This window comes from Corynebacterium sp. KPL1824 (assembly GCF_000478095.1).
In the GTDB taxonomy this organism is placed as follows: domain Bacteria; phylum Actinomycetota; class Actinomycetes; order Mycobacteriales; family Mycobacteriaceae; genus Corynebacterium; species Corynebacterium accolens.
Genome location: NZ_KI515750.1, coordinates 137,695 through 159,167 on the forward strand (window position 1 = coordinate 137,695; position 21,473 = coordinate 159,167).

Annotated in this window: 19 protein-coding genes and 1 pseudogene; 10 read left to right on the top strand and 10 right to left on the bottom strand. The window is 59.4% G+C overall.

The features are described from left to right. Positions 1–43: 43 nt before the first annotated feature. From HMPREF1267_RS06955 to HMPREF1267_RS06985, 7 genes and pseudogenes are all read right to left on the bottom strand, one after another. Complete coding sequence (locus HMPREF1267_RS06955; RefSeq protein WP_005279145.1) at positions 44–451, bottom strand: metal-sulfur cluster assembly factor; 408 nt, start codon at positions 449–451, stop codon at positions 44–46. Next, positions 452–904 (bottom strand): Fe-S cluster assembly sulfur transfer protein SufU, encoded by a 453-nt coding sequence (sufU, locus tag HMPREF1267_RS06960; protein WP_005279143.1) that lies wholly within the window; start codon positions 902–904, stop codon positions 452–454. Further along, positions 904–2,148 carry a cysteine desulfurase gene (locus HMPREF1267_RS06965; RefSeq protein ID WP_023017469.1) on the bottom strand — a complete coding sequence of 415 codons (1,245 nt, stop codon included), beginning with the start codon at positions 2,146–2,148 and terminating at the stop codon, positions 904–906. Before HMPREF1267_RS06965 ends, sufU begins: the two co-directional genes overlap by 1 nt. 46 nt (positions 2,149–2,194) lie before the next feature. After that, positions 2,195–2,953 carry a Fe-S cluster assembly ATPase SufC gene (gene sufC / locus HMPREF1267_RS06970; protein ID WP_005279139.1) on the bottom strand — a complete coding sequence of 253 codons (759 nt, stop codon included), beginning with the start codon at positions 2,951–2,953 and terminating at the stop codon, positions 2,195–2,197. 29 nt (positions 2,954–2,982) lie between these two features. After that, a complete protein-coding gene (sufD, locus tag HMPREF1267_RS06975) occupies positions 2,983–4,137 on the bottom strand; it encodes a Fe-S cluster assembly protein SufD (protein WP_005279137.1) in 1,155 nt (384 codons plus the stop codon). Between the two features lie 4 nt (positions 4,138–4,141). Then, positions 4,142–5,581 (bottom strand): Fe-S cluster assembly protein SufB, encoded by a 1,440-nt coding sequence (gene sufB, locus HMPREF1267_RS06980; RefSeq protein WP_005279136.1) that lies wholly within the window; start codon positions 5,579–5,581, stop codon positions 4,142–4,144. Continuing rightward, positions 5,578–6,315 (bottom strand): annotated as a pseudogene (locus HMPREF1267_RS06985) (helix-turn-helix transcriptional regulator). The gene sufB and the pseudogene HMPREF1267_RS06985 overlap by 4 nt, the downstream one beginning before the upstream one ends. A 215-nt stretch (positions 6,316–6,530) precedes the next feature. Between HMPREF1267_RS06985 and mptB the strand changes: the two are divergent. The 5 genes from mptB (at position 6,531) to HMPREF1267_RS07010 (ending at position 12,165) form a co-directional block, all read left to right on the top strand. After that, entirely contained in the window at positions 6,531–8,255 is a 1,725-nt protein-coding gene (mptB, locus tag HMPREF1267_RS06990) for a polyprenol phosphomannose-dependent alpha 1,6 mannosyltransferase MptB (RefSeq protein ID WP_023017468.1), read from the top strand. A gap of 6 nt (positions 8,256–8,261) precedes the next feature. After that, on the top strand, positions 8,262–9,191 hold the full coding sequence (locus tag HMPREF1267_RS06995) for an ABC transporter ATP-binding protein (protein ID WP_023028836.1): 930 nt from the start codon (positions 8,262–8,264) through the stop codon (positions 9,189–9,191). Between the two features lie 84 nt (positions 9,192–9,275). Then, positions 9,276–10,040 carry an ABC transporter permease gene (locus tag HMPREF1267_RS07000; RefSeq protein WP_005279129.1) on the top strand — a complete coding sequence of 255 codons (765 nt, stop codon included), beginning with the start codon at positions 9,276–9,278 and terminating at the stop codon, positions 10,038–10,040. 70 nt (positions 10,041–10,110) lie between these two features. Continuing rightward, positions 10,111–11,139, top strand: coding sequence for a heme A synthase (locus HMPREF1267_RS07005; RefSeq protein WP_023017466.1), 1,029 nt, complete (start codon positions 10,111–10,113; stop codon positions 11,137–11,139). 57 nt (positions 11,140–11,196) lie between these two features. Then, complete coding sequence (locus HMPREF1267_RS07010) at positions 11,197–12,165, top strand: quinone oxidoreductase (protein WP_023017465.1); 969 nt, start codon at positions 11,197–11,199, stop codon at positions 12,163–12,165. A 53-nt stretch (positions 12,166–12,218) separates the two neighbouring features. On the opposite strand, the gene HMPREF1267_RS07015 is transcribed toward HMPREF1267_RS07010, so the two are convergent. Then, positions 12,219–13,163, bottom strand: a complete 945-nt coding sequence (locus tag HMPREF1267_RS07015) for a heme o synthase (protein WP_005279123.1) — start codon at positions 13,161–13,163, stop codon at positions 12,219–12,221. A gap of 364 nt (positions 13,164–13,527) precedes the next feature. Between HMPREF1267_RS07015 and tkt the strand changes: the two genes are divergently transcribed. The 5 genes from tkt (at position 13,528) to pgl (ending at position 20,109) form a co-directional block, all read left to right on the top strand. Beyond that, on the top strand, positions 13,528–15,600 hold the full coding sequence (tkt, locus tag HMPREF1267_RS07020) for a transketolase (protein ID WP_198010379.1): 2,073 nt from the start codon (positions 13,528–13,530) through the stop codon (positions 15,598–15,600). A 32-nt stretch (positions 15,601–15,632) separates the two neighbouring features. Beyond that, on the top strand, positions 15,633–16,718 hold the full coding sequence (gene tal / locus HMPREF1267_RS07025; RefSeq protein ID WP_023017463.1) for a transaldolase: 1,086 nt from the start codon (positions 15,633–15,635) through the stop codon (positions 16,716–16,718). A 99-nt stretch (positions 16,719–16,817) separates the two neighbouring features. After that, positions 16,818–18,350 (top strand): glucose-6-phosphate dehydrogenase, encoded by a 1,533-nt coding sequence (gene zwf / locus HMPREF1267_RS07030; protein ID WP_005279119.1) that lies wholly within the window; start codon positions 16,818–16,820, stop codon positions 18,348–18,350. 14 nt (positions 18,351–18,364) lie between these two features. Then, positions 18,365–19,300, top strand: coding sequence for a glucose-6-phosphate dehydrogenase assembly protein OpcA (locus HMPREF1267_RS07035; RefSeq protein WP_023017462.1), 936 nt, complete (start codon positions 18,365–18,367; stop codon positions 19,298–19,300). 47 nt (positions 19,301–19,347) lie between these two features. Continuing rightward, the gene (pgl, locus tag HMPREF1267_RS07040) at positions 19,348–20,109 is read left to right on the top strand and encodes a 6-phosphogluconolactonase (RefSeq protein ID WP_023017461.1); all 762 of its coding nucleotides are present in this window, start codon (positions 19,348–19,350) and stop codon (positions 20,107–20,109) included. Between the two features lie 123 nt (positions 20,110–20,232). On the opposite strand, the gene secG is transcribed toward pgl, so the two are convergent. Both secG and tpiA read right to left on the bottom strand, forming a co-directional pair. Next, positions 20,233–20,469: a preprotein translocase subunit SecG gene (gene secG / locus HMPREF1267_RS07045; RefSeq protein ID WP_005279116.1), complete on the bottom strand. Its 237-nt coding sequence runs from the start codon at positions 20,467–20,469 to the stop codon at positions 20,233–20,235. Positions 20,470–20,667: 198 nt separating this feature from the next. Then, the gene (tpiA, locus tag HMPREF1267_RS07050) at positions 20,668–21,450 is read right to left on the bottom strand and encodes a triose-phosphate isomerase (protein ID WP_005283078.1); all 783 of its coding nucleotides are present in this window, start codon (positions 21,448–21,450) and stop codon (positions 20,668–20,670) included. Between the last annotated feature and the right edge of the window lie 23 nt (positions 21,451–21,473).

The following is a 21,473-nucleotide window of genomic DNA, read 5'->3' on the forward strand; positions in this document are numbered from 1 at the left end:
GCGGCGGTAATACTACCGCCGCTTTCCCACTATTCCGTGGTGATTAAACCGCAAAGCCCAGAGCTTGGAGCTGCTCGCGGCCTTCTTCGGAAATCATGTGTGGGCCCCAAGGCGGCATCCACACCCAGTTGATACGCACGCCATCGGCAAGCTTCTTGCCGGTAACGATGTCTTCGACCTGCTCCGCAATGACGTCGGTCAAAGGGCAGGCCGGCGAGGTAAGCGTCATGTTGATCATGGCTAGCTCTTTGCCGTCCTCTTCTTCCAGCCACAGGTCATAGACCAAGCCCAAGTCAACGACGTTGATGCCGAGCTCCGGGTCGATGACATCGCGCATGAACTCGGTGATGTCAAAGGCCTTCGACAGCTGTTCTTCCGTCTGCTCTGGCCGCTCACCGCCTGCGCTGAAGGACGAATTCTCGTTCTGGTAAGGATCTACGGGATCGGTCATTTACTTCTCCACTTCATTGAGCGCATCTGCGGTGGCGGCCTGAAAAGCCTTCCACCCTAGCAGCGCGCATTTAACTCGTGCCGGGTATTGAGAAACACCTGCAAAGGCAACACCATCGCCGATGATGTCCTCATCGCCTTCATCCTGGCCACGCGAGGTGACCATCTTTTCAAACTCGGCAAGCTTCTTATTGGCTTCCTCCAAGGGCAAGCCGACGATCTCTTCCGCCATGACGGACGTCGATGCCTGCGAGATGGAACAACCTTCGGCGTCGTAGGACACATCTTCAACGGTCTTGCCGTCCGCGGAAAGGTTGACGCGCAAGGTGAGCTCATCGCCGCACGAGGGGTTCACGTGGTGAACCTCCGCTTGGAACGGCTCGCGCAGCCCCGCGTGTTGCGGATTTTTATAGTGATCCAAGATCACGTCTTGGTACATCGAATCTAGATTCATTAGGCAACTCCAAAGAAATCGCGGGCGGCCTTAATGGCTTCTACCAGCTTATCTACTTCGGCTTCCGTGTTGTACAGGTAAAAGCTAGCGCGCGCGGTCGATTGCGCACCGCAGGCGCGGTGCAGCGGCCACGCGCAGTGGTGGCCTACGCGAATGGATACGCCTTGGTCATCAAGAACCTGTCCCAAATCGTGCGGGTGCACGCCCTCCACGGTAAAGGAGATGGCCGCGCCGCGGTCTTCAGCGGTTTCTGGGCCGATGATGCGCAGGCCTGGAATCTGGCGGAGCTGTTCCAAGGCATAAGCAGTGAGCTTTTGCTCGTGGGCATGGATATTATCCATCCCCACCTCCTCGAGAAACTTCACCGCGGCACCGAGGCCGACGACCTGGCTGGTCATCTGGGTTCCCGCCTCAAATCGCGTGGGTGGTTCCGCGAAGGTGGTTCCTTCCATCTTCACTACCTCGATCATGGAGCCACCCGTGAGGAACGGGGGAAGCTTGCGCAGCAATTCGTCCTTGCCGTAGAGCACTCCCACGCCATTGGGGCCACACATCTTGTGACCCGAGAATGCGGCGAAATCCACATCCAAGGCATGGAAATCTACCGGCATATGCGGGACGGACTGGCAGGCATCGAGCACCACCATGGCGCCGACCTCGCGAGCACGGCGCACCATTTCCTCGACATCGGAAACCGCGCCAGTGACGTTGGACTGATGGGTAAACGCAACGACCTTGACGGATTCATCGAGCTCGAGCGAATCCAAGTCGATGCGGCCATCGTCGGTCAACGAGTACCACTTCAAGGTGGCACCGGTTCGCTCACAGAGCTCTTGCCACGGCACGAGGTTGGCGTGGTGCTCGAGCTCCGTGATGACGACGGTATCGCCCTCTCCTACGTACAGCTCGCCCGCGCGCTCATCGGAAAGCGTATAGGCAACCTCATTGAGCGCCTCGGTGGCGTTTTTCGCAAAGGCAATCTCATCGCGGTCGGCGCCAACAAAGGCGGCAATGGCCTGCCGGGCCGACTCATAGGCGTTATCCGCCTCCTCAGCCAGCTGGTACGAGCCGCGGTGGACGGGGGCGTTGGTATGGAGAACGAACTCCTCCTCTGCCTTCCACACCGGCAGCGGGCGCTGGGAGGTAGCCCCCGAGTCCAAGTACACCAACGGCTTATCGCCGCGCACGGTGCGCTGCAGGATCGGGAACTGCTCCCTAATTGCGTTTACATCAAATCCAGACATAAAACTTCTTCGATTCATCGAGGATGAACCAGCGCTGGGCTGGTCTTTACTGCAGGAACTGGTCGTAGCCGTCAGACTCAAGCTGGTCTGCCAGCTCGGCCCCGCCGGTCTTCACAACCTGGCCGTTAGCGAATACGTGCACGAAATCAGGCTGCACGTAGTTCAGGATGCGCTTGTAGTGGGTAATCATCAGGATGCCGCCATTGGTGTCATCCTGGTAGCGGTTGATGCCATCAGAGACAATGCGCAGCGCGTCAACGTCCAAGCCGGAGTCGGTCTCATCCATGACCGCGAACTTGGGCTTTAGGATGTCCAACTGCATGACCTCGTGGCGCTTCTTCTCGCCACCGGAAAAGCCCTCGTTGACGGAGCGGGAGATGAAGGACTTATCAATCTTCAGGTTCTCGCGAGCCTCAGTAAGTTCCTTATTCCACTCGCGCAGCTTGGGGGCCTCGCCGCGGATAGAGGTCACGGCGGAGCGCATGAACTGCGATACCTTTACGCCCGGCACCTCGGTGGGGTACTGCATGGCCAAAAACAGGCCGGCGCGAGCGCGCTCGTCAACGGGCATGTCGAGGAGGTTCTCGCCATCGAGAAGCACCTCGCCCTCGGTGACCTCGTACTTCGGGTGACCAGCAATGGTGTAGGACAAGGTGGACTTGCCGGAGCCGTTCGGGCCCATGATGGCGTGGATCTCGCCGGAGTTGATGGTGAGGTTGACGCCCTTGAGGATTTCCTTGGGCTCGCCGTTTTCTTCATTCGGCAGAACCTGGGCGTGGAGATTCTTAATTTCCAGAGTAGACATAGTTTTGTGGGTTTCCTTCTGTAAGTGCGTTAAGCGGAGATCTTTTCCAGTTCTTCAGAAATGCGGTTTTCCAGTTCCTCGGACAGGGATTGCACCGGAATGCGGTGGATGACCTCGTTGAAGAAGCCACGAATGATGAGGCGACGAGCCTCTGCCTCCGGAATACCGCGCGACATCAGGTAGAACAGTTCGATATCGTCAAAGCGGCCAACCGTTGCGGCGTGGCCGGCGCCGGTGATTTCACCGGTCTCAATCTCCAGGTTCGGAATGGCGTCTGCGCGCGCACCGTCCGTGAGGATGAGGTTATTATTCGTCTCATAGGTATCGGTGCCCTGTGCGTTGGAGCGGATAAGCACGTCTCCTACCCAGCAGGTACGAGCCTCGTTCTTCTTCTCACCCTGCAATGCGCCCTTGTACAGGACATTGGAGCGACAATTCGGAACCGAGTGATCCACGAGCATGCGGTTTTCGAAGTACTGACCAGAATCGGCGAAGTACACGCCCAGCAGCTCGGCGTCGCCGCCGGGAGCGGTGAAGTTCACGCGCGGGACAATGCGCACGACCTCGCCGCCGAAGATGGCGGAGTTGTGGCGCAGCACGGCATCGCGTCCCACCTGGGCCACCTGGTTAGACAGGTGCACCGCGTCGTTTTCCCAGTCGACGTCCACGATGACGGTCAGGTGTGCGCCATCGCCAAGGATGAATTCCACGTTATCCGCGTGGGTGCCAGAGCCGACGTACTTCAGCACAACGGTGGCCTCCGCATGGTGGCCAACCTCGATGGAGGTGGCGCCGAAAGAGGTCACGTCTTCGCCCTTGCCCGTAAAGGTAATGGTGATGGGATCTTCCACCTGCACCTCAGGGTCAACGGTTACCACTTGACCTTCCGGCATGGAGGTCCATGCCTGGGCGGCCACGCGGTCAGAAGGCTTGCCCACGCGGCCAAGGCGCTCATCGTCGCGGTCTACAGTCTCCGCAGAAACGCCTGGGTGCTTGCTTACCTTGACGTCCTGGGCAACCGCTTGAGCAAATTCCCCGTTGTGCAGGCCCCGCAGCTTGCGCAGGGAAACAAAGCGCCATACCTCGTCGCGGCCATGCGGTACCGGGAAATCCTCCACGTTGGTAGAGGTAAAGACGTCACCCTTGGTGATCTTATCCGGATTGAATTCGTTCGAAGCGACCATTTCTTTAGCCGACCGATCCTTCCATTTGCAGTTCGATGAGGCGGTTGAGCTCGAGGGCGTACTCCATCGGCAGCTCCTTAGCAATCGGCTCAACGAAGCCACGCACGATCATTGCCATTGCTTCTTCTTCCGCAATGCCGCGGGACATGAGGTAGAACAGCTGCTCTTCAGAAACCTGCGACACGGTTGCCTCGTGGCCCAACGTGACGTACTCGTTGCGGATGTCGTTATACGGGTATGTGTCCGAACGCGAGATATTGTCCACGAGCAGGGCGTCGCATTCCACGTTGGACGTGGAGTGGTGCGCATTCTGGTTGACCTGCACCAAGCCGCGGTAAGCAGCGCGGCCGCCGGCGCGGGCAACGGACTTGGAGACGATATTGGAGGAGGTGTAGGGCGCCATGTGCGTCATCTTCGCACCGGTGTCCTGGAACTGTCCCTCGCCAGCGAAGGCGACGGAGAGTACCTCACCCTTAGCGTGCGGACCGGTCATCCACACGGCCGGGTACTTCATGGTGACCTTGGAGCCGATGTTGCCATCGACCCATTCCATGGTGCCGCCCTCTTCCACCTTGGTGCGCTTGGTCACCAGGTTGTAGACGTTGCTGGACCAGTTCTGAATCGTCGTATAGCGGCAGCGGCCGCCCTTCTTCACGATGATCTCAACTACTGCGGAGTGCAGGGAGTCCGACTTGTAGATGGGCGCGGTGCAGCCTTCCACGTAGTGAACGTAGGCATCTTCATCCACGATGATAAGGGTGCGCTCGAACTGGCCCATGTTCTCGGTATTAATACGGAAGTAGGCCTGCAGCGGGATGTCAACGTGCACGCCCTTCGGGACGTAAATGAAGGAGCCGCCGGACCACACTGCAGAGTTAAGCGCGGAGAACTTATTGTCACCGGCAGGAATAACGGTGCCGAAGTGTTCCTTAAAAAGCTCTGGGTAATCGCGCAGCGCGGTATCGGTATCGACGAAGATAACGCCCTGGCTTTCCAGGTCTTCGCGAATCTGGTGGTAGACAACCTCAGACTCGTACTGTGCGGCCACGCCGGCAACCAAACGCTGCTTTTCTGCCTCAGGGATGCCCAGCTTATCGTAGGTGGCCTTAATATCATCCGGGAGATCGTCCCAGGTCTGCGCCTGCTCTTCGGTGGACTTGACGTAGTACTTGATCTGGTCAAAGTCGATGCCGGAGAGATCCGCGCCCCAGGTAGGGATGGGCTTCTTATCAAAGATATTCAGGGCCTTGAGACGCTGGTTCAGCATCCACTCGGGCTCGCCCTTCTTTGCGGAAATATCGCGGACAACGTCCTCGTTCAGGCCACGGGCGGCAGAAGCGCCGGCCGAGTCAGAGTCGTGCCAGCCGTACTCATACGCACCAATAGAATCGATGATCTCATCATCGGTCATCTTGTTATCAGGTGCCGATTGTGCCTGGGTCATGACTCGCTCCTTTCAGTATTAGTTTTGACAGGTGTCAAGGGGATATTCGTGGTACAAATTCCGTGGCCATCTGCGATAGAAGCCAAAGGTTGTACGTGTTTGCCTAAGAGGGCGGAAAAGACTTCCTGCTCTGCCTCGCACAGTTCAGGGTGCTCGGCCGCCACATGGGCAACCGGGCAGTGGTGTTGACAGATTTACACGCCCTGGCCCGCACGGTCCACGGTTGCGGCGTACCCGTGCTTATCCAGGGTTTCAGCCAGTTTGCGCGCTACTTCCTCGACCGATTCTTCCGCGTCCACGAAGGGACGCACATCGGCGATGATGCGCTCAAAACGAGCCTTAGCGAAGTTCTTCACAGCCTCTGAACCGCCCGCAGAGCGCAGCGCGGTCAACGCTTCAGAAGCCAATTCATCATAGGCGTGGCCAAATTGCGCACGCCCACGATCCGTCAGGCGGAAGTGTTTTGCCGGTCGCCCACGACCCGCTCCGGAGTGCATCCGCGAACGAGAAGCTGGACGGCGCTCGACAACTTCCGTTAGTTCTTCTTCCACCAGAATGTCTAAATGCCGGCGGATCCCGGCGGTCGAAAGACCAAGGCGCTCACCCAGGTAAGAGGCGGTTACAGGGCCGTCCTTAAGCAATAGCAGCAGTACCTGGCGGCGGGTATCACCATCCGTGGACCGTGATTCTTTCACCGCCACATGCGCCGCTGCCGCGCGCTGTGAGTTAGCCATGCCCTAAAACCTCCCTTCCTTAGGTCAGTTGCCTGCAGTCACCGTGCTCCGTCGCGCCGGAAATGCCGTCGCTACGCAAGCGCCATAACTGCGCTTTCATCATTAGACAACACTAGTGTTCCTTAATTCATTCCGGAATGCCACCATTGCAGTCACCGGGCGTGGCGGCGGGGGTGAATTTCCCACCCCACGGTCCTCGCGTAAGGTCTTAAGCCATGAAAGGGAAACTACGGGGAGTGCTCGAGAGCGTAAAGGCGGAATTGCCACGCTTAGGCACCGCAGGTTCTCGTTCCGCGCAGCTGCACGCCGAAGGCACCGGCGCGCAAGCCGGGGATACTCGCTACGATTTCATCACCCAGGCGCCAGAGGAACTGCAGCACACCACGGTCTCCCAAAAGCGCACCTTTTTCATCTTGCGGTGGGCCGGAACCGTCGGTTCCCTCCTCATTGCCTTTGGCGCTTTGGGAGCAGGCGCACTGCCTGTAGTGGGCAACCCCTATGACAATGTGCCCTTTGGTTCGCTTATGTCGCGCATGCTGCAGACCTCGTCTGCGCTTGTCATGGTGGGCGTGGGGCTTTTAGTAACGGCCTGGATTTTCCTCGCCCCCTTCGTGGGCACCCCGCTGCGCCAGGCGCGACCCGGCGAGCCCGCCAGCGATCGCTCCCGCCGGCTGGTCTCCCCGCGCCAGCTGTGGATCACGTGGGCTGGGTGGATCATTCCCCTCATCTTTACCGCACCCTTATTTACCCAAGACATCTATTCTTATTTGGCCAATGGCTCCATCGTGGCCCAAGGGATGGATCCCTATTCCGCCGGCCCGGTGCAGCTCTTGGGCGCTGGCAACGAGCTCGCGCGCTCCGTTCCGTTTATCTGGGCAAATTCACCGTCACCATATGGGCCCGTTGCCTTGGGGCTGGCGGCCATCGTCAGCATCATCACCGGAAATTCCATTGTTTTAGGTGTGATCGCCCACCGCCTACTTTCCATCGTGGGCATCATCGTGGCCGGCTGGGCCATCACACAGCTTGCTCAGCGATGCCGCGTCTCCCCTGCCTCCGCACTATGGCTCGGCATCTTGAACCCGCTGACCATCCTTCACCTCGTCGGCGGTATCCATAATGAATCCATCATGCTTGGATTGTCGTTGCTGGGCATGGAGCTTGGATTAAGGGGCATCGATAAGCTGGGCCGCGATAATAAAGGAGCATATGTAGCGCTCATAGCCTCTGGATTTTTCCTATCCTGCGCCGGAATGGTCAAGGTCACCGGCTTTATTGGGCTCGGCTTTATCGGCATGGCGTATGCCCGCCACCTGCACGTGCAGGCACGCGTACCGCGCTGGCGGGCTTTATTTATAGCCATTGCCGTGCAGGGCGCGGTGCTCGTAGTCACCATTGCGGTCATCAGCCTCATCACGGGCATTAACCTCGGTTGGATTACCGGGCAAGGCGGCGCCGCCACGATTCGCTCCTGGCTTTCCCTATCCACGGCGGTGGGAGTGGGCGCCGGTTTCCTCGGCATGTTTTTAGGCCTTGGGGACCACACCGATGCCATATTGACCATCACGCGCAGTTTCGGCGTCTTGGTCGCCGTCGCCTTCATGTCCCGCATGCTCTTTGCCACGCTGCGCGGATATATCCACCCCGTGGGCGGGCTGGGAATCTCTACCCTCGTGCTCGTTATCTTCTTCCCAGTGGTCCACCCGTGGTACATCCTCTGGGCCGTTTTGCCGTTGGCGGCGTGGGCGAACCGGCACATCTTCCGGTTTAGCGTCGTTGCCTATACCGGCGCGATGAGCTTTTTCGTCCTTCCGCGCGGCTTGGGCCTGCCCGCTGGGACGGTGCTTTCCATCTATATCGCCGCTGCCTGCGCATTCGCCGTGGTAGTCGGAGTGTGGTGGGGTGCAATGCGCCGACACGGAATCCGTGTCTTAAACTAGGCACCCGTGAATGCAATTCCAGCTGAAAGCCCCGCCCTGTCCTTGGATGGTGTGGTAAAGAAATTTGGCCCCACGGCAGCCGTCAATGGGCTCAGCCTGAGCGTTGCACACGGCGAAATATTTTGCCTGCTCGGCCCCAATGGTGCTGGTAAATCCACCACCATCGAAATGTCTGAAGGCTTTATCCACCCCACCGCCGGATCCATTAAGGTCTTAGGCCTTGATCCCAGCACCGAGCCCGATAGGGTGCGCGAAAAGGTGGGAATCATGCTGCAAGGCGGCGGTTCTTATTCCGGCATCCGCGTGCTAGAGATGTTGGAATTGACCGCGCTCTATAACGCCAATCCTCTACCGCCGGAATGGCTGCTCGAAACGTTGGGCCTGCAAGGTGTTGCGCGCACGCCTTATCGGCGGCTTTCCGGCGGGCAGCAGCAGCGGCTATCGCTCGCGCTCGCGGTCATCGGCAGGCCAGAGCTAGTTTTCCTCGATGAACCCACCGCGGGCATGGACGCCCAATCCCGGCTCGCCGTGTGGGATTTGATCCGCGCCCTGAAGCGCGACGGGGTCACAGTGATATTGACCACCCACCTGATGGATGAGGCCGAATCGCTGGCAGATCACATCGCCATCATGGATCACGGCGCGCTCGTGGCACAGGGAACGCCGGCAGAACTTACCTCCCAGGGCGAGGGCGCCGGGTTTAGTTTTACCGCCAACTCCGCAGTTGACCTGGACGCCTTGCAGCGAATTGGCATCCCCACGACCGCCTCGCGGCCGCTGCACTACAGGGTGAGCCAGCCCAGTTCGCCGGAACTGATTTCCGCCCTCGCCGCCGAGCTCGCCCGCCAAGGCGTGCTTTTGCGAAGCCTGGAATCCCACCACCGGAACCTCGAGGAAGTATTCCTCGACCTCACAGGCAGGCACTTGCGCAGTTGATAAAACCCTGTGTCCTGTCTTCATCTTAGAATCACCAGTACCTAAAATCGCCACTTCAAATTTTTCAAGGAATAGGCCCCGATTATGAGCGCAACGTTTTCCCCCGGCACCTTCAGCCCGGCACCCAAACGAGCGAGTGCGGGCGCCATCATCTTTGCCCAAGGCGGCATGGAGGCCAAGCTCATGCTGCGCCACGGGGAGCAACAATTGCTCAGCATCATTATCCCGCTCGCCATCCTGATTGGGACCGCCCGCCTGGAATCATCTACCGGGCATGGGCTGCACGAGGTCTTTCCCATGGTGCTCGCGGTGGCGGCAACCTCGGCTGGTTTTACCGGGCAAGCCATTTCCCTGGCCTTTGACCGCCGCTACGGGGCCTTAAAGCGCACCGGCGCCTCCGGCGTGCCGGCGTGGGCGATCATTGGCGGCAAGATTATTGGCGTGCTGACGATGGTGGTATTCCAGATTCTCGTGCTCGGTGCCACGGCCTTTGCCTTGGGCCTGCGCATCAGTGCGCCCGGCATCCTGCTCATGATCGTCTCGCTCATTTTCGGCGTCGCCGCCTTTACCGCCATGGGTTTGGTGCTTGGCGGCACCCTTAGCTCTGAGGCCGTACTCGCGCTGGCGAACCTCATTTGGTTTATCCTGCTGGCGATCGTCGGCTGGGCCCTGTACTCCCAGGGCTTGGGCGATAATGGCCTGCTCAACATCGTGCCCACCGTGGCACTAGCGGGCGCGCTTGCCGATGCCTCCAATTCCACCTTTCCTGGCATCGAACTCATTTCCTTGACCGCGTGGCTGGCAGTCGCGTCGTATGCGGCCGTTCGTTGGTTCCGTTTCGACGGCTAAATGTGAGTTATACCCAGTTCCCCGCGAAACAGAGCCAAAGGTTTCGGCTCGCTACACACCCCCTAGTAAGATGCACCTTGTGAATTACTGGACCAGAACTAAACGCTTTTTTAAAGAAGCCGTCCCTACCGTGGAGCAACAGCGCCTCATCGCGCTGATCCTGATCTTCTGCCAAGGCGGCATCACCGTATCTGGTTCCATCGTCCGCGTCACCGGTTCCGGCCTGGGTTGCCCCACCTGGCCCCAATGCCAGCCTGGTTCCTTGGTGCCGGTAGAGGGCGCAGCACCGGCAATCCACCAGGTCATTGAGTTTGGCAACCGCCTGCTCACCTTTGTTGATTCCGCCGCCGCCGGCGCGGCAGTCATCGCCATGTATATGGCGTGCCGCCGCCCTGAGCTCAGGATCTATGCATGGCTGAACGTGGCCGGCATCGTCCTGCAGGCCGTCATCGGCGGCATCTCCGTGCACCTGGATCTGCGCTGGTGGTCCGTGGCGCTTCACTTCCTGCCCTCCATGGTGCTGGTGTGGCTTGCCTGCATGCTGTATGCCCGCATCAAAGAACCCGATGATGGCACCGCCCAGCCGCGGTTCCCGCAGGCAATTCGCATTATCGCCGTCATCGCGACCATCGCCCTATCGGTTGTCCTGATTACCGGCACCATGGTGACCGGTTCCGGCGTGCATTCCGGCGACTCCGGAGTGGGAATGGAAGGCCGCTTGGATGTGGATACCGAGTCCATGGCCATCGCCCACGCCATGTGCATGTACGTCTACCTCATCTTTACCGCCATCACCGTCTTCCTGCTGTACAAGCACCGCACCCCGCAGGAGACCAAGAAGGCCGGGTGGGTCCTTATCGTCTGCATCCTCATCCAGTGGGCCGTGGGCGTCTTGCAGTTCTACCTGGGCGTGCCGCGGTGGACGGTCCCCTTCCACATCGGTATGTCCGCCGTGGTCACCGGCTTTACCGCCCTGCTCTGGGCACACGGGCGCCACCGCGTCGGCGGCACGCCAGACCTCATCTCGGGCTCTCCCGCCGGCGACGATAAATACGCCGTTCGCCAGCAATCATTAAATGAGGAACGCGCCGCCGTCTAGGACCTAGGCAGCACCATTTTCCTGCAGCTACTGGGCTTTGTGGGATAGCATGGCCTTATGCATGCTATCCAGATCACAGAAACGGGCGGGCCGGAAGTCCTGCGCTACGCCGAGGTTCCTGCGCCCACGCCCACTGAGGACGAAGTCTTAGTCGATGTCACTGTGGCGGGTGTGAACTATATCGATACCTACTACCGTGAGGGTATCTATAACGCCCAGACGCCCTTTATCCCTGGCTTTGAGGGAACCGGGCGCGTCGTCCACGATCCCAAGGGAGAAATTGCGGAAGGCTCCCTGGTGGCATGGCACCACGCCTTTGGTTCCTATGCCGAGCAGGTCTGCGTCCCCCGGAACGGCCTTGTCGCCGTACCGGATGATTTCCCCACCGAGATCGCTGCCTCCATGCTGCTACAAGGCATGACCGCCCACTTCCTTTCCCACGGCGTGTATGAGCTTGGTAAAGGCGCCACGTGCCTCATCACCGCTGGTGCGGGCGGTGTGGGCCAACTGTTGACCCAAATGGCTTCCTCTTTGGGCGCAACTGTTTATACGGTCGTTTCCACCGATGAAAAGGAAGAGATCTCGTACAAGTGCGGCGCCGACCACGTCTTCCGTTACAGCGATGGTCTGGGCGAGCAGGTTCGCCGGTTTAATGGCGGACGGGGCGTCGATGTGGTCTATGACGGCGTGGGCCAATCCACCTTCTTCGAATCGCTCGAGGCCGTTCGCCCGCGCGGCACTGTTGCACTCTTTGGCGCCGCTTCTGGCCCTGTTGAGCCCATCGATCCCCAGCTGCTTAATAAGCATGGCTCCATCTTCTTGACCCGGCCTTCGCTCGGCGCGTGGACGGCGCAAGAGGGCGAATTCCAGATGCGCGCGCAAGCGGTCGTCCAGGCCGTGATGGACGGAGACCTCAAGTTCAACGTATCGGCCTCCTATCCCTTGGAAGAAGCAGAGCAGGCCCACCGCGACCTACAATCGCGCAGCACCACCGGTTCTATTGTTCTGCGGGTAAAGCAGGATTAAGACAAAAAGAAGCGCGAGCCACGAAGGCTCGCGCTTCAGCGTGCTACCGGGATTTAGAACAGGGTGGCGGACCAACCAAGCATCCGGCCGATTGGCTCCCAACCTATGACGGCATCGATGGACAGGCCAATAAAGAGTACCGACAGGTAGTTATTTGAATAGATAAACAGGCGCATGGGTTTTACCTTTGCGCCTTTCTTTACGCCTTGGTGCAGGCGGATAGCTAGCCATAAGAAGACCGCGCCAGAAGTTACGGCGGCAATGAGGTAAATCCACGATGCCGCAGGAACGATAAGCAGCGTGACGATGACCGTGCCAACGGAATACCACACGATTTGGCGGGTTACTTCTTGTTCCGTCGCCACGACCGGCAACATCGGCACCCCGGCCTTGCGGTAATCTTCCTTGTATTTCATGGCCAAGGCCCAGGTATGTGGCGGGGTCCAGAAAAAGATAATGAGGAATAGGACTATTGCCTGCCACCAGCGGTCGGGCTCTCCCGCCGGCGCGTTATCGCGGATGACTGCCCAACCCACCATGGCCGGCATGCACCCCGCTAAACCGCCCCACACGATGTTTTGGGCATTGCGCATCTTCAAAAACTTGGTGTAGACGAATACATAGAAAAAGTTCGTGAGGATGACGAAGAACGCCGCCAACCAAGAATTTGCCAGGATGCCCAGCCACAGCACCGACACCACGAGCATGATCCAAGCAAAGATCGCCGCGTTCCGCTTCGAAATCGTGGCGCGCACAAGTGGGCGCGCGCGGGTGCGTTGCATCTTCTGGTCAATTTCATAATCGACCACGTTATTAAAGGTATGGGCGGCCGCAGCGCCCATCCATCCGCCGAAAATGGTGGAAATGATGAGCCAGATATTCTCAGAAACCGCCTCAACGCCCCGTTGCGCTTGGAGCATCGCCGGAATTGCGGCCACGAGGAGGAGTTCAATAATCCTCGGCTTCGTTAGCGCAAAATAGGCCTTGATGGTCTCCAAGGAATTCCTCCACTATCTGAACAGACGTTGATCTACAGCACACACGCTACACAGTGCGCTATGCCCACGGTGTAGTGGTCGCACACTCCGGCGCAAAAGTTCCGGAGAATTAATTCACACTATGGCTTACATATAAAATGCGCTACACATGGATCGTAGCAATGCAGCGGAAACGCAGAGAGTAACTAATGCTGTGCCGTACACCGCTTAGCCATGCCAGCTTACCGGTTCCCCGCGGCTTTCAATAATTCCGCACCGCCGTCAAAAAAGTAACTAGACTGTGTGGAGTTCAGTAATTAACGCCTAGATTTAAGCGAGGCCTTATACCGTGTCGAAAGATAATTTGTCCCCAGACCTGCAAGCTATGGTCGAGCGCCGTTATCCGGACGACTGGACAGACACCGATACTCGCGCGGTCGACACTGTGCGCGTGCTTGCTGCCGATGCCGTCCAAAACTGCGGCTCCGGGCACCCCGGCACGGCGATGTCACTGGCTCCCCTCGCCTATACGCTCTACCAGCGCGTCCTCAATCACGACCCCAATGACGTGAATTGGGCCGGCCGCGACCGCTTCGTGTTGTCTGTCGGCCACTCTTCCCTGACCCTGTACATCCAGCTTTTCTTGGGTGGGTTCGGCTTGGAGATGAAAGATCTCCAGCAGCTGCGCACCTGGGGCTCTCTCACCCCGGGCCACCCTGAGGTGCACCACACCGATGGCGTGGAGATCACCACCGGCCCGCTCGGCCAGGGTCTGGCATCTTCGGTAGGTATGGCGATGGCTGCCCGCAAGGAGCGCGGCCTCTTCGATCCTGAGGCACCGGTCGGCCAATCCCCCTTTGATCACTACGTCTACACCATTGCCTCCGACGGCGACCTGCAGGAAGGCGTTACCGCTGAGGCATCGTCTTTGGCTGGCACCCAGAAGCTGGGTAACCTGATTGTCTTCTGGGATGACAACCGGATTTCCATTGAGGATGACACCAATATCGCCTTCAATGAGGACGTCGCTGCGCGCTATGAGGCATACGGCTGGCACGTCCAGACCGTTGAATCCGGCGAGGACGTCGTTGCCATTGAAGAGGCAGTGCGCAATGCCCAGCAGGAAACGGAGCGCCCCTCCTTCATCCGCGTGAAGACGGTCATTGGCTACCCTGCCCCGACCAAGATGAACACCGGGGGCGTGCACGGCGCGGCGCTTGGCGATGACGAAGTTGCCGCCACCAAGGAAGTGCTCGGCTTCGACCCGGAAAAGACCTTCCACATCGATGATGAGGTCTTGGCGCACACCCGCAAGCTGCGCGAGCGCGGCGCCAAAAAGCACGCGCAGTGGCAAGAAGAGTTCGACGCGTGGGCGGCGGACAACGCCGAGAATAAGGCGCTGTTTGACCGCATGAGCGCCCGCGAATTGCCGGAGAACTTCGATGCCGAGCTCCCCGTATGGGAGCCAGGTGATGCGATCGCCACCCGTAAGGCCTCTGAGGCGACCATCCAGGCGCTGGCCGCCGCCTTGCCGGAAATGTGGGGCGGATCGGCCGACCTGGCGGGGTCCAATAACACCGTGATTAAGGGCGCGGATTCCTTCGGCCCTGAAAACATCACCACCAATAAGTGGTCCGCGCAGCCTTATGGCCGCAACCTTCACTTTGGCATCCGCGAGCACGCGATGTCCGCCATCATGAACGGCATCGCCCTCCACGGAAATACCCGCGTGTATGGCGGTACCTTCCTGATCTTCTCCGAGTATCAGTACCCGGCGGTGCGCCTCGGCTCGCTGATGTCTACCGATACTTACTACGTGTGGACGCACGACTCTATTGGCTTGGGCGAAGACGGCCCTACCCACCAGCCGGTAGAAACCCTGTCGGCCTTGCGCGCCATTCCGAACCTGTCTGTAATCCGGCCTGCCGATGCCAATGAAACCGCGCAGGCTTGGGCCGCAGCGATGGAATACAAGGCAGCCCCGAAGGGACTTGCGCTTAGCCGCCAGAACCTCCCTATTTTGGAAGGCACCAAGGAAAAGGCACGCGATGGCGTTCGCCGCGGCGCCTACACCTTGGTCGAAGGCTCCAAGGACGAGCCCGATGTTATCTTGCTGGCCACCGGCTCGGAGGTACAGCTCGCCGTGGAGGCCGCCCAGCAGCTCGAAAGCGAGGGCACGGCCGCTCGCGTGGTATCCGCGCCGTGCCTGGAGTGGTTCGACGAGCAGGACGCAGAGTACCGCGAATCGGTCCTGCCCAGCAGCGTGAGGGCCCGCGTTTCCGTCGAAGCGGGCCTCGCTCAGTCCTGGCACAAGTACACCGGTACTTTCGGCCGAAACGTCTCCCTAGAGCACTACGGGGCCTCTGCGCCCGGCGATGAGCTCTTCGAAAAGTTTGGCTTTACCTCTGCTGCGGTTGCCGATGCCGCACGCGAGAGCATCGCCGAAGCCCAAAGCTAAGCCCCACCTCACCGACGCTAAAAGGAATGACTATGAACAACATTTCTGAACTTGCCCAATTGGGCACCTCCACGTGGCTCGATGATCTTTCGCGCCAGCGCTTGGAATCCGGAAACTTGAAGGAGATTATTTCCTCCAAGTCCATCGTGGGCGTAACCACCAACCCGGCTATCTTTGCCACCGCCATGACCAGCGGCACGGCCTATGACGAAGACCTGGCAGCCTTGAAGGAGAAGAACGCTTCGGCCGATGAAGCCGTCTACTCCCTGGCCATTACGGACGTGCAAAACGCCTGTGATCTTTTTGCCGATATTTATGCCGAGACCGACGGCCAGGATGGCCGCGTATCCATCGAGGTGGATCCGCGCATCTCCGACGATGCCGCGGCAACACTCAAGCAGGCCCGCGAACTGTGGGACCAAGTGGACCGCCCCAATGCGATGATCAAGATCCCGGCTACCAAGGGCTCCCTCCCCGCTATCGAGGATGCCTTGGCAGAGGGAATCAGCGTCAACGTCACCCTGATCTTCTCGGTCTCCCGCTACCGCGAGGTCATCGCCGCATTCCGGGCCGGGCTCAAGCGCGCGGCTGGTAACGGCAAGGACGTCACCAAGATTCACTCGGTCGCATCGTTCTTCGTCTCCCGCCTGGATACGGAAGTGGATAAGCGCTTGGAAGCTATCGGTTCCGATGAGGCCCTGTCCCTCCGCGGCAAGGCCGGCGTTGCCAACGCGCAGCGTGCCTACGCCCTCTTCCAAGAGGAATTGCTCGGTGATAACGGCCTCCCCGAAGGCGCACCTGTACAGCGTCCACTGTGGGCTTCCACCGGCGTGAAAAACCCCGACTACCCAGCAACGCTGTACGTGACCGAGCTGGCTGGCCCGCACACGGTCAATACCATGCCGGAAAAGACCATTGATGCGGTCCTGCAGGAGGGTGGATTCCACGGCGATACCCTCCCCACTGCCGGCGAAGAAGCCGAGAAGGTCTTCTCCCAGCTCGAATCGGTGGGCATCGACCTAGAAGATGTCTTTGCGGTCCTCGAGCGCGAGGGCGTCGATAAGTTCGTCGCCGCGTGGAATGACCTCCTTGATTCCCTCAAACAACAACTCGCGTAAACTACGACCGTGGTCCTAGCCCCGCCGGATAGCCGGCGGGGCATTATGCCGCCACTAGTTGAAAGACTACTTAGCTTTTCCCTCTAGGAAGGATAATCCGTGACGGACTCAGCCGCTTGGGTCAATCCCTTGCGTAATGCCGCCGATAAACGATTGCCACGCATCGCGGGCCCCGCGGGCATGGTCATCTTTGGTGTGACCGGCGATTTAGCTTTCAAAAAGCTCCTGCCGGCCATCTATGACCTTGCTAGCCGCGGTCTCTTGCCCGCTGGCTTCACGCTCGTCGGCTATGGCCGCAGGGACTGGGATAACGCGGACTTCTGCGATTATTTCCGCAGCGCGGTAGAAGCCGGTGCCCGCACTGACTTTAACCACGACGTGTGGGAGCACTTATCCCAAGGAATCGAGTTCGTGCAAGGCTCCTTCGATGATGAGGGCTTCGACAAGCTTTCTGCGCGGTTGGCCGAGCTGGATAAGGCCCGCGGCACGGGAAGCAACTGGGCATACTACCTTTCGGTGCCGCCAGAGTTTTTCTCCGATATCTGCCACCAATTGGAACGCGTGGGCATGGCCAATTCCATGGAGGACTCGTGGCGCCGAGTGATCATCGAAAAGCCGTTTGGCCACGACCAGGAATCTGCGCGCGAGCTCAATGAGATCGTCAACGCGGTCTTCCCAGAATCTGCTGTCTTCCGCATCGATCACTACCTGGGTAAAGAGACCGTGCAAAACATCATGGCGCTGCGGTTTGCTAACCAGATTTTTGAGCCGATGTGGAACGCGCACTATATCGATCACGTGCAAATCACCATGGCCGAAGATATCGGCCTTGGCGGGCGCGCTGGCTATTATGACGGAATCGGTGCCGCGCGGGACGTCATTCAAAACCACCTCCTGCAGCTGCTCGCCCTCGTGGCAATGGAGGAGCCTTCCTCCTTCGAGCCGGAGGCGCTGCGCGCTGAAAAGGTCAAGGTGCTGCGCGCTACGCAGCCGGTCCATCCGCTCAATAAAACCACCGCCCGTGGCCAGTACACCGCCGGTTGGCAGGGCTCGGAATACGTGAAGGGCTTGCGCGAGGAGGAGGGCTTCGATCCCGCCTCCACCACAGAGACCTATGCGGCGTGCACGTTGGAGGTCAATTCGCGGCGTTGGGGAGGCGTGCCTTTCTACCTGCGCACGGGCAAGCGGCTGGGGCGTCGCGTCACCGAGATCGCCTTAGTCTTCAAGGCCGCGCCGAACCAGCCTTTTGTCGATGGCGAAACCGATGCCCTTGGCCAAAACGCCGTGGTTATCCGCGTTCAGCCCGATGAGGGCGTGACCATGCGCTTTGGCTCAAAGGTGCCTGGTTCCACCATGGAAGTCCGCGATGTAAACATGGACTTCGCCTACGCCGAGGCATTCACCGAGGAATCTCCCGAGGCCTATGAGCGCCTCATCTTGGATGCCCTCCTCGATGAATCATCGCTGTTCCCCACCAATGAAGAAGTCGAACTTTCGTGGTCGATTTTGGATCCGATCATCGATTACTGGTCCAAGCATGGCGAGCCCGAAGATTATAAGGCGGGCACATGGGGGCCCACCACAGCCGATAAGATGCTGCGCCGCCGGGGTCATTCCTGGCGTCGCCCGTAGAAGGGACGTAGTCAATGATTATTCCATTGCCTAATACCACCACCGGTGAAATTGCCAAGAAGCTTGTCGATGCCCAGGAGCACTACACCCGCACCACCGGCCGGGTGCTCACCCTGATCGTGGAGGCACAAGAAGGCGACGATCTGGAACAGATCCTTGCCTCTGTGCGCGATGCCTCTCATGAGCATCCCTCCCGCGTGCTCGTCGTGGTTCCGGGCGACCCGAAGTCCGAGACCCAGCTCGATGCCCAGCTCCGCGTCGGTGGTGAGGCCGGTGCGTCCGAAACCGTAGTCATGCAATTGCACGGGGCACTCGCGGATCAAGCCGAGTCCGTGCTGACCCCGCTCCTGCTGCCGGATACCCCGCTGGTTGCGTGGTGGCCCAACGTGTGCCCGCAGGTGCCCTCGGAAAGCCCCGTGGGCAAGTTGGCGCAGCGTCGCATCACGAATGTGGCCCATAAAGGCACCGTGGGTGAGCAGGATCTGCGCGCGCTTTCTCATGGCTACTCCCCCGGCGATTCCGATATGTCCTGGGCCTCCATCACCTTGTGGCGCGGCGTCGTCGCATCGGCGCTCGACCATCATCCCCATGAAAAGGTGCAATCGGTAGAGGTCGCCGGCCCCGCCGGGCATCCGGCACCTAACTTCGCTGCGGGGTGGCTGCTTGACCGCCTGAGCGTCCCAGTACAGCGCATGGCCGAGGAAACCAATAGTGACTATTTCCCGGTTACCCACCTGCGCTTTAACCGGGAGACGACCCACGTGGATGTGGATGTCGTGGACGAGCGCACCGTGCGGGTGCGCGTGCCTGGCACGCCAGACTCACTGGTCAGCTTGAGCCCGCGCACGCAAACCGAAATCCTCTCGGAGGAATTGCGGCACCTCGACGCCGATAAAACTTATGCTCAGGCGCTGCGTGCTCTGGGAGAAGTAGACTACAGTAAGCTTTAATAGCGCACTTGCTCATACCGATTCTTTGCAAAGGATTCTGATACCGAATGGTAACGCTTCACCGCGTCAGCGATGTAGATGACCTTATATCCCAAGCCGCACTCAAATTCATTGAAACCATCGCCGGTATTCAGGCCGGCAATGGTGGCCTCCATGGTGACGGCGTGGCAAGAGTCGTACTAACTGGCGGGGGCGCAGGAATTGGGCTGCTGCACGAGCTCGCGCGCTTGGACTTCGCCGCACAGCAGCAAGGCGAGAACTACCCCGCCTTGCGCATCGATTGGTCCCGCGTGCACATCTTCTTTGGCGATGAGCGCAATGTTCCGGTCAGCGACCCAGATTCCAATGAAGGCCAAGCGCGTTCCGCGCTGCTCGATCACGTGGATATCCCAGATCAGAATATCCACGGTTTCGACCTCGGTGCGGTCTCCATGGAGGCGGCCGCCAATGCCTACGAGCCAGAGTTAAAGGACTTCGCGCCTTTAGGCTTCGACCTCCACCTTTTGGGTATGGGCGCAGAAGGCCACATTAACTCCATGTTCCCCCACTCTCCTGCCGTCCGTGAGCAGAAAGAACTAGCGGTACCGGTACACGATTCGCCGAAGCCACCCAGCGAGCGCATCACCCTGACGTTACCTGCGGTCAATAGGTCTGAGCGCGTCTGGCTCTTGGTCGCCGGGGAGGAAAAGGCCGCTGCCGCAAAAAGCATCGTGGGCGGCGTCGACGCTGAAGAGTGCCCGGCCGCTGGTGCACAAGGGACGAAGGAAACGATCCTCTTCCTTGCAGACGATGCCGCCCAGGAGCTGTAAAGCCAGCAGCGCCGGTACCTCGGTCCTTTCCCTTCTCTACGAAGGGTTATGGGACTGAAGTACCGGCGCTGTTTTGCGCGGTTGGCCGCCGCTAGTGGTTAGCGGGGGCCTGCTGCGTGCTTCCTAGGAAGCGTAGGCCTGGATAAGGTTAAGGCCAACGATGCAGGCCAACCAGATAATCACCATGACGACGGTATAGCGGTCCAGGTTCTTTTCCACCACGGTCGAACCGGACAGGTTCGATTGCACACCGCCGCCGAAAAGGCTAGACAGGCCGCCGCCTTTGCCCTTGTGTAAAAGCACAAAGATGGACATCAAAATAGCTGAAATTAGCAAAATGATTTCCAGTGCTAAGACCATGAGGTTCTTCCTTTTCTCAACGTGCGCCCAGTGGCACCTTCGATGAACTACCGAAAGTCACGCTAGCCACCGGCGCGAAGTACTTACCTGCTTTGCCTACGCAAAGCAATCACAAGGGCCTACTGTACACCATGCCGCGGGCGGGGCTCACCCCAACCCGCGGCACACAAGTCACCTTGTGATGGTTGTTAACGCATGTTAACTAACGGCATTAGCGGCATTGGCAGCCAACTTGGCAAAGTCCTCTCCTACCAAGGAAGCACCACCGATAAGGCCGCCGTCTACGTCGGGCTTGCTGACGATATCAGCAACGGAATCGACCTTCACGGAACCGCCGTACAGGATGCGGATGCCCTCGGCGACCTCGTCGCCCGCGAGTTCCTTGACCAGGCCGCGGATGGCGGCGCACACTTCCTGCGCGTCATCGGCAGAGGCAACCTTGCCGGTGCCGATGGCCCACACGGGCTCGTAGGCGATAACCGTCTTGGATAGCTGCTCGGCGCTAAGTCCCTGCAGGGAATCGCGGGTTTGGTTCACCACGTAGTCAACGTGGGTGCCGGCTTCGCGCACATCGAGTGGCTCGCCCACGCAGACGATGGGGCTGATGCCATTCTCCAGGGCCGCTGCGGCCTTCTCAGCGACCAGCTGGTCAGTTTCGCCGTGGTATTCGCGGCGCTCGGAGTGGCCGACGACTGCCCAGCTGCAGCCCAGTTTGCTCAGCATCTGACCGGATACCTCACCGGTGTAGGCGCCGGATTCGTGCTTGGAGATATCCTGCGCACCGTAGGTGATCTTCAGCTTATCGCCCTCAACGAGGGTCTGAATGGTGCGGATATCGGTAAATGGAACCATGTAGGCTACATCGACCTTGTCGTAGTAATCCTCCGGCAGGGAGAAGGCAAACTTTTGAACGGAACCGATGGCCTCGATGTGATCGAGGTTCATCTTCCAGTTGCCAGCAATAAGTGGTGTACGTGCCATAATTAATCCTTTCTGTGTACGCC